This window comes from Syntrophorhabdaceae bacterium (genome assembly GCA_036504895.1).
Lineage (GTDB): Bacteria > Desulfobacterota > Syntrophorhabdia > Syntrophorhabdales > Syntrophorhabdaceae > PNOM01.
Genome location: DASXUJ010000032.1, coordinates 15,290 through 29,728 on the forward strand (window position 1 = coordinate 15,290; position 14,439 = coordinate 29,728).

General features: G+C 54.3%; 17 protein-coding genes. 4 read left to right on the top strand and 13 right to left on the bottom strand.

Annotated elements, in window-relative coordinates; genetic code table 11:
• Nucleotides 1-6: 6 nt before the first annotated feature.
• The 10 genes from coaBC to VGJ94_04270 all read right to left on the bottom strand — a co-directional run bounded on the left by coaBC (nt 7) and on the right by VGJ94_04270 (nt 9,964).
• Nucleotides 7-1,236 (bottom strand): bifunctional phosphopantothenoylcysteine decarboxylase/phosphopantothenate--cysteine ligase CoaBC, encoded by a 1,230-nt coding sequence (gene coaBC / locus VGJ94_04225; protein ID HEY3275804.1) that lies wholly within the window; start codon nt 1,234-1,236, stop codon nt 7-9.
• A 16-nt stretch (nt 1,237-1,252) separates the two neighbouring features.
• Entirely contained in the window at nt 1,253-2,446 is a 1,194-nt protein-coding gene (locus VGJ94_04230; GenBank protein HEY3275805.1) for a D-alanyl-D-alanine carboxypeptidase family protein, read from the bottom strand.
• A gap of 22 nt (nt 2,447-2,468) precedes the next feature.
• Nucleotides 2,469-3,218 carry a slipin family protein gene (locus VGJ94_04235; GenBank protein HEY3275806.1) on the bottom strand — a complete coding sequence of 250 codons (750 nt, stop codon included), beginning with the start codon at nt 3,216-3,218 and terminating at the stop codon, nt 2,469-2,471.
• Nucleotide 3,219: 1 nt separating this feature from the next.
• Complete coding sequence (locus VGJ94_04240) at nt 3,220-4,506, bottom strand: nodulation protein NfeD (protein HEY3275807.1); 1,287 nt, start codon at nt 4,504-4,506, stop codon at nt 3,220-3,222.
• Nucleotides 4,503-4,991, bottom strand: a complete 489-nt coding sequence (coaD, locus tag VGJ94_04245) for a pantetheine-phosphate adenylyltransferase (protein ID HEY3275808.1) — start codon at nt 4,989-4,991, stop codon at nt 4,503-4,505. Before coaD ends, VGJ94_04240 begins: the two co-directional genes overlap by 4 nt.
• On the bottom strand, nt 4,991-5,572 hold the full coding sequence (gene rsmD, locus VGJ94_04250; protein HEY3275809.1) for a 16S rRNA (guanine(966)-N(2))-methyltransferase RsmD: 582 nt from the start codon (nt 5,570-5,572) through the stop codon (nt 4,991-4,993). Before rsmD ends, coaD begins: the two co-directional genes overlap by 1 nt.
• Nucleotides 5,573-5,577: 5 nt before the next feature.
• Nucleotides 5,578-6,534, bottom strand: coding sequence for an ArsA family ATPase (locus tag VGJ94_04255; GenBank protein HEY3275810.1), 957 nt, complete (start codon nt 6,532-6,534; stop codon nt 5,578-5,580).
• A gap of 319 nt (nt 6,535-6,853) precedes the next feature.
• Nucleotides 6,854-7,543 carry a DUF2293 domain-containing protein gene (locus tag VGJ94_04260; protein HEY3275811.1) on the bottom strand — a complete coding sequence of 230 codons (690 nt, stop codon included), beginning with the start codon at nt 7,541-7,543 and terminating at the stop codon, nt 6,854-6,856.
• Between the two features lie 15 nt (nt 7,544-7,558).
• The gene (locus VGJ94_04265) at nt 7,559-9,400 is read right to left on the bottom strand and encodes a hypothetical protein (GenBank protein ID HEY3275812.1); all 1,842 of its coding nucleotides are present in this window, start codon (nt 9,398-9,400) and stop codon (nt 7,559-7,561) included.
• A gap of 255 nt (nt 9,401-9,655) precedes the next feature.
• Nucleotides 9,656-9,964, bottom strand: a complete 309-nt coding sequence (locus tag VGJ94_04270; protein ID HEY3275813.1) for a hypothetical protein — start codon at nt 9,962-9,964, stop codon at nt 9,656-9,658.
• 162 nt (nt 9,965-10,126) lie between these two features.
• Between VGJ94_04270 and VGJ94_04275 the strand changes: the two genes are divergently transcribed.
• The gene (locus VGJ94_04275) at nt 10,127-10,609 is read left to right on the top strand and encodes a thioredoxin fold domain-containing protein (protein HEY3275814.1); all 483 of its coding nucleotides are present in this window, start codon (nt 10,127-10,129) and stop codon (nt 10,607-10,609) included.
• 23 nt (nt 10,610-10,632) lie between these two features.
• Here the strand turns inward: VGJ94_04275 and VGJ94_04280 are convergent, their stop codons facing one another.
• Nucleotides 10,633-11,106, bottom strand: a complete 474-nt coding sequence (locus VGJ94_04280; protein HEY3275815.1) for a C40 family peptidase — start codon at nt 11,104-11,106, stop codon at nt 10,633-10,635.
• Nucleotides 11,103-11,753, bottom strand: coding sequence for an HAD family phosphatase (locus VGJ94_04285; protein ID HEY3275816.1), 651 nt, complete (start codon nt 11,751-11,753; stop codon nt 11,103-11,105). The genes VGJ94_04280 and VGJ94_04285 overlap by 4 nt, the downstream gene beginning before the upstream one ends.
• Before the next feature lie 70 nt (nt 11,754-11,823).
• Here VGJ94_04285 and VGJ94_04290 point away from each other — a divergent pair, with 70 nt between their 5' ends.
• From VGJ94_04290 to VGJ94_04300, 3 genes are read left to right on the top strand one after another with little or no spacing between them, the layout of a single operon-like run.
• Nucleotides 11,824-12,657, top strand: coding sequence for an amidohydrolase family protein (locus VGJ94_04290; GenBank protein ID HEY3275817.1), 834 nt, complete (start codon nt 11,824-11,826; stop codon nt 12,655-12,657).
• The gene (locus VGJ94_04295; protein HEY3275818.1) at nt 12,650-13,204 is read left to right on the top strand and encodes a class I SAM-dependent methyltransferase; all 555 of its coding nucleotides are present in this window, start codon (nt 12,650-12,652) and stop codon (nt 13,202-13,204) included. Before VGJ94_04290 ends, VGJ94_04295 begins: the two co-directional genes overlap by 8 nt.
• Nucleotides 13,201-13,809 carry an L-threonylcarbamoyladenylate synthase gene (locus VGJ94_04300; protein HEY3275819.1) on the top strand — a complete coding sequence of 203 codons (609 nt, stop codon included), beginning with the start codon at nt 13,201-13,203 and terminating at the stop codon, nt 13,807-13,809. Before VGJ94_04295 ends, VGJ94_04300 begins: the two co-directional genes overlap by 4 nt.
• 10 nt (nt 13,810-13,819) lie before the next feature.
• Here VGJ94_04300 and VGJ94_04305 read toward each other — a convergent pair whose 3' ends face one another.
• A complete protein-coding gene (locus VGJ94_04305) occupies nt 13,820-14,161 on the bottom strand; it encodes a zinc ribbon domain-containing protein (GenBank protein HEY3275820.1) in 342 nt (113 codons plus the stop codon).
• Between the last annotated feature and the right edge of the window lie 278 nt (nt 14,162-14,439).

Sequence of the window (14,439 nt, forward strand, 5' to 3'; positions counted from 1 at the left end):
CCCCGATCAGTACCAGTCTTCCTCGACCCGTTTTCTCTTCTTCAGCACCTTTTTCACTGCGTCGAGTATGATATGGGCAATTTCGTCCTTACTGAGAAACGGCACCTGTCTTATATTGCCCGATTTATCCAGTATGGCCACTTCATTATTGTCCGAGCCGAAGCCTATGCCTTCTTTTGATACGTCATTCGCAATGATGAGGTCGAGGTTCTTCCTTTTCAGCTTGTCCGCCGCATGTTCCAGTATGTTCTCCGTCTCGGCGGCAAAACCGACGAGTATCCTGTCGCCTTTTATCGTGCCGAGCTCCGCGATGATATCCGGGTTTTTCTCGAGCTCCAGGTTCATGCAGGCGTTGCCGCCCTTCTTTTTTATCTTCTGGCCGCTTTCGGTCTTGCACTTGAAATCAGCCACCGCGGCAGCCTTTATGATGACCGAAGCGGATTTGTAATGTTCCAGGACCGCGTCGCGCATCTCATTGGCTGTGGTCACTTCCACGACCTTTATATCGGTTCTGGGGGGCGCAACGTAGGTCTTGCCTGTAATCAATGTGACCTCGGCGCCTCTCCTCTTCGCGATTTTCGCGATCGCATAGCCCATCTTTCCGGAAGATCTGTTGGTGATGCACCGTACGGGATCGATATATTCCATGGTGGGGCCGGCAGTGACGAGTATGCTCTCGTCGGAGAGGTCTTTTTGGGTGAAGATATCTTCCATCTTCTCGACGATCTCCGCAAGGGAGGGAAGCCTTCCCTTGCCCTGGGTTCCGCACGCAAGGTCGCCGCTACCCGGCTCCATGAATTGAAACCCATTATCCTTCAGCTTGTCGATATTGTTCTGCACTGCGGCGCTCTCCCACATTTTGGTATTCATGGAAGGCACGAAGAGCACGGGGACCGTGGTAGCCATGAGCATGGTCGTCAGGAAATCGTCGGCGATGCCGTTGGCGATCTTGCCGATAATATTGGCCGTAGCCGGCACGATCACCACCTGGTCCGCGATATCCGATAAGGCGATATGGCCGATCTTGGAGCCGGTGAAAAGCTCGAACATGTTATGGACCACCGGATTGCCTGAAAGGGTCTGGAACGTAAGGGGAGTGACGAACTCCATCGCATTTTTGGTCATCACCACGTGGACGTTCGCCCCTTTCTTGGTGAATTCCCTCACCAGCTCGGCAGTCTTGTATGCCGCGATGCCGCCCGTTATTCCCACCACTATCTCTTTATTTCTGAGCATCCGCCTAAATCCCCTTTCAGATATTGAGCCCGAGTCTTCTGATGAACCGTGTGAACAGGTTTGCCGTGGGGACGTGGACGGGAGAGACGATGTCCACCTTGCCCACCTGTTGGTTATCGTATTGTATGAGTATCTCGCCCATCTTCTGCCCTTCCTTTATCTCGCCTTTGATCTTCTCGGGCAGGGCGATGTCTTTCTTTACACTCCCCTTTTTTTCGCTTGGCACCGGGTAGAGGAAATTGACGGCCGCTACCCCTTTCAGCTTCCTGTACTTGCCGTCGACAAGCATGACCTCTTTGTCCACCAACTCACCCTTCTTGACGATGCTCAGCATCCTGAGCTGGCCGAAAGCCTTCTTCAGCTTTTCCATGGTCACGTCGTCCCTTATCTTTGCCGAGGGACTCCCCATGACCACTGCAATGAACCTCAAGTCGCCCCTCTTTGCCGTGGCCACCACATTAAAACCGGTCTCGCTGTAAAACCCCGTTTTCAACCCATCTATGGCGGTCATCTTCGTGAGGAGCTTGTTGTGGTTATTCATGATGAACGTGCCGTTCCGGAAGGGTTCGCTTTTCATAGCGGTCCATTCGAGGATCTTGGGATGTTTGAGGGCCTCCCGCGCGAGCATTATCAGGTCCTGCGCGGTGGTGAGGTCTTCCTTCTCTCCCTTGGACGGCGGAAGGCCGTGAGGAGACTGGAATTCCGTATCCTTCATCCCGAGTGCCTTCGCCTGCTCGTTCATGAGGTTCACGAACCCTTCTTTGCTCCCACCCACGTGTTCAGCCACGGCATAGGCCGCGTCATTGGCCGACGCTACCATTACGGCCTTCATCATCTCTTCCAGGGTGAAGGTCTCCCCCACCTCCAGGTAGACCTGGCTGCCGCCCATTTTCGACGCCTCGAGGGAGACGGTCACCTTGTCCGTCAGCTTGACTTCGCCTTTGGCGAGCTTATCCATGACCACGAGGGCGAGCATGAGCTTGGTGACGCTCGCGGGGGCCCGCTTCGCGTGGACATTCTCGCCGTCGAGCATTACCCCTGTGGTAGCCTCCGCAACGCAAAAGGACTTATAGGGATCGTCTTTTATTTTTGACGCATGGGCTTTGGCAGGCGACTTCGCCGCGCCCTGCCGGTGGGATACTTTTGCTCCGTACGCTGTCTGTGCTGAGATAAGGAATACTGCAACTGCAAGGATACACCATTTTTTCATTTCATCTCTCTGTAAAAGGTTTTTATTTCAGTTTATCCGTAAAGGCTTTAATAAGATCTATGGGAAGGGGAAAAACTATAGTAGAGTTTTTCTCCGCCGATATCTCGATCAGGGTCTGGAGATAACGGAGCTGCAGGGCCATGGGATTTCTCGAGAGGATATCTGAAGCCTCCGAGAGCTTCGTCGCCGCCTGATACTCTCCTTCGGCGCCGATAACTTTCGCCCTCCTCTCCCGCTCCGCCTCCGCCTGACGCGCGATCGCCCGCTGCATCTCCTGGGGGAGGTCCACGTTCTTCACTTCCACGTTCGATACCTTGATGCCCCACGATTCCGTGTGGGTGTCGAGGATCTCCTGGAGCCTCTCGTTGATCTTCTCCCGGTGGGCAAGAAGGTCGTCGAGCTCCGCCTGGCCGAGAACGCTCCTGAGCGTGGTCTGGGAGAGCTGGCTCGTGGCATAGAGGAAGTTCTCCACGTCGATGATCGCTCTCATGGGCTCGATGACCCGAAAATAGACTACCGCGTTTACCTTGATCGAGACATTGTCACGGGTGATGATATCCTGGGGCGGCACGTCGAGCACTACCGTCCGGAGACTCACTTTCTGCATCCTGTCGATTATGGGGATAAGGATGATCAGTCCCGGGCCTTTCGGCGCGCCCAGGACCCGGCCGAGCCGGAAAATGACGCCCCGTTCATACTCATTGAGTATCTTGATCGCACTGGCCAGGAAAAATACTATCATCACAAGTACGAACAAATATATCGGAATCATCTTAACCCCCTTTTTTTCGGACTCTCAAGGTCAGATTCTCCACTTTGGAAATAATGACTTTTTCACCCGCTTTTATAGGCTCGTCGCTGGCTGCATTCCACAACTCGCCGTGGACGAGCACTTTTCCGGTCTCATGGACAATGGTCGTTGTGGTCCCCGTCTCCCCCAAAAGCCCTTCCTTGCCGGTCTTTACCTTTGACATCTGGGCTTTGATCGCAAAGGAGAGGACTCCGAAGACGAAAAGGGCCGAAAGCAGCGCCACGGCAATTATCGACTGCCAGGAAATGGAAAGAGCGCCTCCTGACGGGAGGTCCACAAGCATTATAGAGCCTATCACAACCGATATTATACCCGCAATACCCAAGACCCCGTGGCTTATGATCTTTACCTCCAGGATGAAGAATATGATCCCGAGGAGGATGAGGAAGGCCCCTGCATAGCTTATTGGCAAGGCTTGAAAAGAATAGAGGGCAAGGATGAGTGATATGCCCCCCAGAACACCGGGAAAAATGGCCCCGGGACTGAAAATCTCGAAAAGTATCCCGTAAATGCCAATCATCATGAGGATATAGGCCACATTGGGATCGCTTATCAGGCCCAGGAGCGTGTACTTGAAGGGCATCTCGATATCTATGATGGAGGCCCCTTTTGTATGGAGGACCACGTTCCCTTTCTTTGTTTCCACCGTCTTGCCGTCTACCTGATCGAGGAGATCACGGACCGTCCCCGCCACCACGTCGATCACCCCTTTTTCCAGGGCGGTTCCGGCCTGGATCGAGGCGCTTTCCGTCACCGCGGAGGCTGCCCATGTTTCGTTCCTGCCCCGTTTCTTCGCAATGCTCCTCACATAGGCTTCCGCATCCCTGACCACCTTCTCCATCATCACTTTGTCGGTGGTCGATTTTCCCAACTCTACCGGGTGGGCGGCGCCCACATTGGTCCCGGGGGCCATGGCCGCGATGTGGGCGGCGAGGAGGATGACGCATCCGGCGGAAGCGGCCCGCGCTCCAGATGGGGCAACGTACACAATAATGGGGATATTTGATTCCATGATGGCCTTCACCACATCTCTCATGGAGGTGTCGAGGCCGCCCGGCGTGTCGAGGAGCATGACAAGGGCGTTCGCCGACTTCTTTTCGCCCTTCGCGATAGCTTCGGAAATAAAGCCTGCAGTGGCAGGCGTGATCGCACCCTGTACCGTGGCCGTATATACCTCGGCCGCGTGGGCGCAAAGCGCGGCCCACACGAATAAGGCGGACAGCATGAGTGACAGGAGCGCTTTTTTCATGTAACGGCGAGCTTCTCTTTCAATTTTTTCTCCACAATGTCAGGCACCAGGCCGTGTACGGAGCCGCCGAATTGCTGGACCTCTTTAATAGTCCTCGAACTGATAAAATAATAATCCTTACTTGTCATCATGAACAGGGTATCCATGTCCTGATTCAGGTTCCGGTTCATGGACGCCATCTGGAACTCGTACTCGAAATCGCTCATGGCCCGTAATCCCCTGATCACGAATCTCGCGTTCACTTTCTTTACGTAATTGACCAGGAGTCCGTTGAAATTGTCGACGATCACATGGTCGCTGTGATTCACCGAGAGCTTTATCAGCTCCATCCGCTCCTCCACGCTGAAGAGGGCCTGTTTTTCGATGTTGTAGGCCACTGCCACGATGACTTTGTCAAAGAGTTCGAGTCCTCTGTTGAGGATGTCGAGGTGTCCGTTGGTAATGGGGTCGAAAGAACCGGGGTAGACTGCCACTTTGCGTTTCATCAGGAACTCCTTTTAGTAAGATCGCGGGGACCGCATATGGTGACGCACGTATTGCCGTACCGTCTCGTAAATGCACCCTTCTCCCCCGCTGATTCCGAGCTTCCGCACAATTCCCTCTTTGAGTGTTCCACCACGAAGAGTGTAGTGGGGCCGTACACTTGATAATCTCTCAAAAGTGCGGTGGTTTCGCTCACATATCCTTTGTCATACGGGGGGTCCAGGAAAATTATATCATACTTGGCGTCTTTTTTATAAAGAAAAGGCAGGGCAAGCCTCACCTCCATGTGGAGTACTTCGGAGGAAGAAAGAAGGGAAAGGGATTCGAGGTTCCGTTGGATGAGGGCGTACATTTCCCTGTCCTGTTCCACGAGAGTTGCAGACGCCGCCCCCCGGCTCATGGCCTCGATCGAGAATAAACCGGAGCCGGCGAAGAGGTCGAGCACCGTCTTCCCTTCCACGTCGCCTATGATGTTGAAAATCGCTTCCCTTACCCTCGAGGGGGTATACCTCGCCACTTTATTCTCCAGGATCTCGATGGTGCGCGACCTGAACCTCCCGGCCGTGACGCGTATCTTCTTCACATTGATCATCCGGGTTCCGCCGGGAAGAGCGCCTCGGTCACTTCCCTGATGCGCTTCATGCCCTTGATCTCCCTCGGAGAGAGATAGAGGGTGGAAATGGCGATTGTTTTGTAGGTATTCCTGAGGAGATCGATATAAAATTCCTGCATCTCTTTTCTTATTCTGTGGAACTCACAATCCGCGTCTTCAATGACGTGGTTCACGATCATATGCTCCACAATGAGCCTGTTCTCCTCGAATTCGCTGATCACCCTTTCCGTCAGCCTCACGCCCAGCGCCTCGGGAATGGTGACGATCACATATTTCGTGATCTCCCGGTTTCGTATGAAGGCGACGATCTGTTCTGAAAGGGCTTCCCAGCTTCCGATTATTTCGAGGAGGGTCTTTTTCGATCCCTTGAGCCTTACCGTATCTCTTAATTTATCGAGGTAGCTATAGATGTTCATGTAGAATTTCGTGGCCCCTTCAAGGTGCCGGAGGAAGAGGTGGGGAAGCTTGAGAAGCCGTACCGTATGGCCGGCGGGCGCCGTGTCCCAGACTACCATGTCGTATCTGGCGCTCTCGGTCAGCTCCATGATGTAATTGAGCATGTACTCTTCTTCGATGCCCGGCGCGCTCCCGATATAATCGACGAAATCGTAATCCACATCGGCGAAAGACCTCACCACCTCATAGATCTCGGGTCCGAATCGCTCCTTCCACTTCGCGAGCACCCCGACGGATGAGATCTCCAGGCCGTAAAGCTCGTAACTTTCCGTTATCCTCACTTCCCTGTCTCCTATGGACATTTCGAAGATGTCGGAGAGGGAGGGAGCGGGGTCGCTCGAAATAAGGAGTACTCTTTTCCCATCCATGGCGCATTTCAGGGCGATGGCCGAGGCGCACGTGGTTTTTCCCACGCCCCCTTTTCCGCCCACCATGATGAGCTTTACCTGAGAGCCTGTAATGTCGGTGAGTTCCATGCCGCCTCGCCCATTATGATACCACCATCTGCGGCAGCAGAGTCAAGCCCTTTCCACGGAACCTCCCGACCAAAATCCTTTCAGCCGCAGATAACGTCGGATAAAACCGGATGAAAGCAGATGAAAGAGAATGAAAGCGATTTACCCGGCCGACTTTGGCCGGGCAAATACTCTCGGCCCTTCGGGGCCGGAGAGTGTCCAACCGGGAGTGTCACACGGTTGACAAAGACGCCTTCGTCCGCCTTTATGCGGTTTTATCTGCGGCGAAAAAGGGGTTTGAAGTGAAACCGGGGACTAACCCGGTCATTCCGATAATTTCTTACGATTCACCGCTCCATATATCGAGGACGCGGTCGATTTTGTCTTTCACCATCGCCCTCGCGTCGAGCCGCTCCATGCCGCCCATAAGAAGCTCGTCGTATTTCGTCTCCTCGTGACGCACATGGGCGATGACCGCAAGGGTGATGGTCTTTTCGCTGAACTTTTTCGCCCCTTCCGAGCGGCCGACCCTTCCGGAATGCTTGAGGCACGCATGCTCCGCGATCTTTTTTTCCAGTCCCTGAGGCATACGGGGAAAGGAGAGGCGGATGCGGCGGCTGTATTCCTCCACATATTTCCGGTCGAGGAGCTCGCGCTTGGCGGATTCTCTTATTCTCCTGGCTTCTCTCGCCTGTGCGTCGGCGAGGCATTCGGCTTCGGCGCAGTTAAGGGCATTCTCTTCGACGAGCAATCCCTGCCGCTCGTATCGCTTACGGGCGCGCGACCATTTGAGGATAACCGCCCACAAACCTGAATGTTTCTTTGCCCGCCGCGTAAGCGCCGCATCCCCTGAAGGCAGATAGGCAAGGTGGTCGAGGTCCGCGCATTCCAGGCACAGGGCCCCTTTCTCGCCCGCAAGGGTGATCCAGGCATGGCGGCCCAGCTCTTCCCCGCATTCCGCACAGACGGAGTCGCGGGTGGAGATGAAGACTTTTATGTCCTTATTATCGGTATCCACGGGTGTGCTCATTCCGTTTTATCATTCTTAATAAGCCCGGGCAAGGGGAAAGTGAGCCGTGGGGAATGGCGCCTGTTCAGTTAATTCGTGGGAATGGAATGTGCTTCGTCCATCAAGCTGTCGCGGCTCAAGCCCGAATGCGAGGCCTTTCGACCCTATCCTGCCATATTCAAGACTTTCGTCAAACAGACGAAATACCCGCAGGTCATCTTCATTGAGGCCCAGTATGGAGATATGGACATCTATCCATTTACCACCGGTAACGAAGAAATAATGTACGTTCCGATGGCGTGTGGGGAGGCCCCTGAGCTCTTTTACGATGTCATACTGGATGCGGTAGTACTTTTCTCCCCCTGATGCGGCGATCGTCTCTCTCGCAATATCCGGGTTCCTGCCGGCCTTTCCCCAGTAGTACTCGAAGCAATCCTTGTGGGTGGTCCCGGTTCCCCTGGGTTTTTCCACGAAAAATGACATTTCAAACCTTCCCGAATCGGCCCGCCACATGAATTCCCCCGGTGCGGTCACACTGCCACGCTTGTTCTTTAACGGCGGCGTCTTGAAGGAGATTCGCCACTCCTCGCCGGGGATAGGTACTTCTGCGACTTCGATCGTGCGGCTTAACGGCCCATCGCTCCTGGGTTCGTCATTCTTCGTAATCATCCATGGGGGCCTTATTTCTCCCCCCACCATTTCGGCGACACGGCGGGTGCCTTCGGGGGTTACCATAATGATCTCACCGTCCAATTTTCCATCCTTCATGATGCCGAAAAAATTACTCCCGTCAGGACCGGTGATTGTCACTTTCCCATCGGGTATCCCTTCCTTATAGGTGCCGGAAAGGACCTTTCCATCGGGAAGTGCCATTCTTCCCGGTCCGTGCATCTTCCCGTCTTTGAATTCTCCGGTACCTTTTCGGCCCCCCGGGAAAACAATACTTCCTTGGCCATTGGGGAGATCATCTCGAAATTCCCCCGTATAAATCGATTGGTCAGCGTTTAACCTCGACCCTTTGCCCGTAAACTTTCCCTGCGAAAAGGCGCCCTCCAGCGTGCGGCCATCGGGGGTGGTGAGGGTGCCCCGGCCAGTGAAATGCCATCCCTTGTGTTCTCCGACATAGACGGCTCCATTGGGAAAGGTCGTCGAGCCGTGCCCTTCGGGCAGATTATTTTTGAACATGCCTTTGTACTGTCTCCGGTCGGGGAACGTCATGACACCCTGTCCATTGTACGCTCCGTCTGCGAACTCTCCTTCATATACGGCGCCGTCCGGGAAGGTGAAGACCCCATGGCCGTCGGGCTTGTTTTTTTTGAAAAGCCCGACACATTTTCTCCCGTCCGCTAACGCTAAGGCGCCATTGCCGTCATACTTTCCTTCCTTGAATTCTCCTTCATATCTGGTGCCGTCTTTGAGAGTCAGCACGCCTCGGCCGTCATATCGTCCATTTTTATATTCACCCTTATATTTTTGCCCGTCCGGCCTTACCTCGACCCCCTCTCCATCCGGTTTCCCATCCTTGAACTCCCCTTCGTACTTGCGTCCGTCGGTTGATATGTACGTCCCATGCCCGTTCCGTTTACCCTCACGAAATTCCCCCGTATATTTGGTTCCAATTGACGATAATGCGGTTCCTTTCCCGTGGTACTTGCCCTCTTTAAATTCTCCCTCATATTTTGCACCATCGCTGAAAGTCATGGTCCCCTGACCCTGCCGTTTGGCATCCCTGAAATCACCTTCGTATGCCGACCCATCCGGAAAAGTCATTTTGCCCCGCCCGTTTATGCAGTCCCCTTCGGCGCAGGTCTGGGCGCATAGGATCGTGGGAAGAAACACGAGGTGAAAGAACAGCAGGAAGAGGCAACCTTTGCGCATGATGGTCTCCTTTGTCAGGTCATAGGTGCAGGTAATTCAGCGTCATCGGTGCGAACAAAGCATCAAGGTCCACTCAATTCTTCTTTTGAGCTATTATGCCATCCTGTACCAGAACATTCAAATCTAAAGTTATGAAAGTAATGCAAGTTGGTGAAAGGAAAACTTCGGATAATTCCTGACCTAAATCTCAAAGGAGGGACAAAAAAGGAAAATGTGGCAGGGAAGGGCCGATGGACCAGCCGTCTTACCGCGACTTTACCCTATTCCGAACTCGGCGAGCATTTTATCGATATCTTCCTGGGATAGGGATTCCCCTGTATTTTCCCCGACGGGTGGGGGAGATTCACATGCCTCTTCCATTTTGAGGGCTATCTCCTTCTTTACGTCCCTCACTTCCGGCTTCTGTTCTGCGCAGGTATCCGTGATCCCGGCAAACAAGGCGTCAAGATCGGCCTGGCAGAGACCCCCCTCTTCCTTCTTTTCCTCTGTCTTCGTGTCGGCCGCCGGGTCTGAAAACCCTGCAAATAAGGCGTCAAGGTCGGCCTGGGAAATTCCGTCGCTCATCTTCCATTCATGTTATCGGCAATTGTACGAAATTTCCTAGGCCCTTTGCGGGATAATTGCGATAATTTTGAGAAAAAAATCGAGAGAGGGATTTTACGCAGCCGGATAGGCCTCCGGGCTGCCTCTGGTGATTTTGGACGATTAATATGTTATCTTTTTACTATGAAAACGAAATCACCTTTCTTTACCCGGCTTTTTGACCTATGGGCCGTGGGAATTGTCGCCTTTCTTCTCATCTTTGCCGGTCATAGTCCGGCATTCGGGGATGATTATAAAGATGCCCTCAAGAGGGCCAAGTCCGATGATAAGGCGATTGTCCTTTACTTCTTCAGTCAGCATTGCGGCTATTGCGAGGCGATGGACAGGGACGTGCTCGCGGACAGGGATATCTCGGCCATCATGAAAAACGACCTTGTGTTCGTGAGGGTGGACGCAGACAAGAGAACAGACATCGCGCGGCAATACGGCATCAGGGGGTATCCGACCACCGCCCTCCTGGAGCCGTCGGGAAAGAGCATCATCCGGATACCCGGCTATCTCGGCAAGAAAGAGTACAAGCTCATCCTCGATTACGCGAAGAAGAAGCTCTATAAATCTACTACATTAAGAGATTATCTGAAAAAGAACGGTGTCGACGTCGGCTAAAAAGGCCGCATCAAGGAATCAATTCAGGTAAGGACGCAGCGGAAGCTCAAGAGGCTGCGTTTCCAATAGCTTGCCTCGAGGTCGTCAAGGGCGATCCCCCTTGATTTGGACGCATGAATAAACTCCCTTGAATTTACCATAATACCGATGTGGAGGTCCTTCTTGATCTTGAAAAAGACGAGGTCTCCCGGTTTGATTTGGTCCCTCGGTATCTCCGCGCCTGACTGGATGAGCCGGTCTGTCGACACGGGGAGGGCGATGCCCGACCGTTTGTAGACGAAATGGACGAAGCCGCTGCAATCGAATGCGTCCGCGCCTTTCGAGCCGCTCCTGTAGGGATTGCCGTGAAGCCCCACCGCTGTCTGGACGATCTCTTCCCGTACCCGTGAAAGGGAAGGGTCCGATTCGTAGAGCCTCACTTTTTTGGGCGTACCGCAGCCCCCCATAAAAAGGGCGGCGACGAGAAGGATAAGGACCTTCAGGTTTCTTTTTTTCACGGGCGCTGCATGTGCTGTCTCACGATCTCCACCACTTCCATCAAGGAATCTCCGTACGAGGCGTGGCGAAGATGGGGAAGGACGCTTTCGCTCGGGTGAAACCCTATGGGCAGAGCGACTGCCTTGAACATGCCCACGTCTCCCTCGCCGTCTCCCACCGCGCAGGCCTCCTCGGGAGTAAGGCCCCTCTCTTCGAGTATTTGTTCCACGAGATGACCCTTGGTCTCATAATCCACATTTATTCTGATGTCGCCCGTAAGCCTGCCGTTTTCGCTCATAAGGTCGTTTGAGAGGGCCATATGAACGCCCAGCTCTTCCCTGACTTTTTCCACGAGAAGAGAAAGGCCGGTGGAAAGGATGACGGTGTGAATGCCCATGGCTTGAAGCGCTTCCACGGCCTGCCGGGACCCTTCGTGGTAGGGGATCTCCTCCACCATCTCCTGCACGCGTGAGACGGGAAGGCCCTTCCAGAGCATGGCGTCCCTGCGGCAGAACTCATAGTAGTCGATTGCCCCGGCCCTGAAGAGCTTCTGGTACTCGTCTGCCTTATTGTCCCAGATTTGAAGCCGTCTGTGGAGGTATTCCCAACTGCTTTTTACCCTGGTCAGGGTTCCGTCGCAGTCGAGAAAAGCAATTTTTACGGCCATCTGTTTTATATATCATCAAAGTGCAAAAAAATCTATTTTTTCAGGGGCCGAGCCTTTATAATAATATTTCATGGACATAATAGACGGTCATACCCATATTTTCCCCCCCGAAATCGTGGAGAGAAGGAAAACCATCGCCCTGACCGACGAAGGTTTCAGCCGGATATACGGCGACCTGCGGGCGACCATGGTCGACCACGAGGGTCTCCTCAAATACATGGAGCGGGAGCGTGTCCTTCAGGCCGTGGCGTGCGGCTTTCCCTTTGAAGACAAGGGGCTCATTGAGCTTGCCAATAACTACATCCTTGAGTGCGCCCGGGCCGATCCCCGGATCATCCCCATGGCGTCGATCAATATAAGGAACAGGGAGACGGGCATCAGAGAGGCGGAACGATGCCTGGGACTCGGGGCAAAGGGCATTGGCGAGGTGGCGCTCTACGAAGTGGGGCTCGGTAGAGATGAGCTGAAATTGCTCGATGAGGTCGCCCGTCTGGCGGCCGTGGCCAAAGTGCCCCTTCTCCTCCATCTCAACGAGCAGGTGGGCCACCAGTACAGCGGGAAAGTGGCAGTCGATTTCGGGGAAGTCACCAAATTCGTGGAAGCCCATCAGGATGTGACCTTCGTCCTCGCCCACCTGGGAGGCGGACTCTGCTTCTATGAATTTATGCCGGAGATCCGCAATGCTTTCACCAGGGTCTTCTACGATACCGCGGCCCTTCCTTATATATATTCCATCGACACCTACAGGTTTATCGACGCCTTCCTCGCGAAGAAGACCCTTTTCGGCTCCGATTATCCCCTCCTCTCCTTCAAGAGGTATGACGGGGGAATACAGCATCTGAGGGAAGAGGGGATGGCAGCGGTTCTATCAGGGAACGCGCGCAGGGTATACCTCCATGGCTGATTGGGATACCCGCTACCGTGAAGGCGTCCATAGCGGCACGGGACCGCATGAGCTCGTCGCCCGCTTTCAGGCCGCCATACCCCACGGCACGGTGATCGATATTGCCGCGGGGAGGGGCAGGGACATTCTCTTTCTCGCCGGGCTCGGCTATAGGGCGTGCGGTCTCGAGCGCTCGGCCGAAGCCTTGAAAATTATGGGCGACGACGCCAGAAGCCGGGAACAAAGGCTTCTTCTCGTCCAGGGCGATGCCTCATCCCTGCCTTTCAGGAAAGGATCGGCGTCGGGGGTGATCGTTTTTTACTTTCTCCTCCGTGATATTATGGGGCAACTCGTAGACCTTCTGGAAAAAGGTGGTATATTAATATATGAAACCTATCTCAAGAGGCAGAACATGCTCGGCAGGGGGATGAATCCCGCCTATCTTTTGGAAGACGGCGAGCTCCTTTCCTGTTTTCGCGACCTCGAGCTCCTTTTCTACGAGGAGATCGTCATCTCCGGCGAAGGGAAGGCGAGGGCACTCGCGCGGTATGTGGGGAGGAAGCGGTGATTACGGAATGGGACCCGGCGCGGCCGAGAAAGAAGACAACCGATTTTATCAGAGAGACCCTCAACCTCGGAGGCCTTGTCGCCTATCCCACCGATACCTATTACGGGATAGGGTGCGACCTGTTCAATATCAAGGCCATAAGGAAGCTCTATTCCATCAAGCGCCTCGACGACCGCAGGGCGCTCAGCATCATCTGCAGGGATTTGAAGGAGATCAGCACCTATGCGGTGATGAGCGATTTTGCCTTCGAAGTCCTGAAAAGGCATTTGCCCGGCCCCTATACCTTCGTGCTCAAGGCGAAGCGGATCATGCCGAAGCTCCTCATGACGGACAAGAAAGAGGTAGGCATCAGGATCCCGGACCATCCCGTACCGGTAGGCCTGGCCGCGCTCATCGAAAGACCCATCATCAACACGAGCGCCCGGATTGCCGGGGATGAGGTATTCACCGACCCGAGGCAGATAGAGAAGGTGTTTCAGAAGAATATCAGCATTATCGTCGACGGCGGCATCATCACAAGCGATGCATCGACGGTAATCAGGATCGTGGAGGATGAGGCGGAGATCCTAAGGCAGGGAAAGGGTCAGTTCAAGCCCCTGGGGTAAAAGGCCACACTCAGAGCTCATCGGAAGAGGAGCCGGCAGCGGCTCCAATCGCCTCATCCACGGTTTCCTGGAAGTCCTCCCCCAGTTCATCTCCCATCTCGCGGCCCATCCGGCGCATGGCGCGCTCGATGCTGCCGGGGTCGTTCTCGTCAAGGTCGGAGAATTTCGAAGGGTCAAGAAGGCTCTCCATGCGCTGCTCCTCGCTCTTGAGCACAGAGACGCGAGAGAGGATGCGCCGCACGTCCCGCGACCCGCAGGCCTTGCAAAAAGGCTCGATGGATTCCGAGGCGCGAAGCAGCAGGAACGAAGAAGCCCGAGCGCAGGCATCGCAGTAGTATTCGTAGATAGGCATAAAAGATTATAGTCTTCCCGGAGTCGGGATTCAACATGGGGCGAGGTAAGGCATTCACTTGGACGGCCGGTGAATCGGGGGGAATCGCCCATATCCGCCGCCTGGCTCCGGGGTCAGGTGCTACGACGTATCCACGATACGGAACCCGTGAAGCAATCACTTTCCCCGTGGCTCTGTTTCCTGATTTTAGGGGATTTTTATAGGGTAATCAGTGAAGAAGTCGCTCTGCCTATGGTGACATATCCCTCCTTCTCGTGGTCTGTGAGGAGTTCTACTGC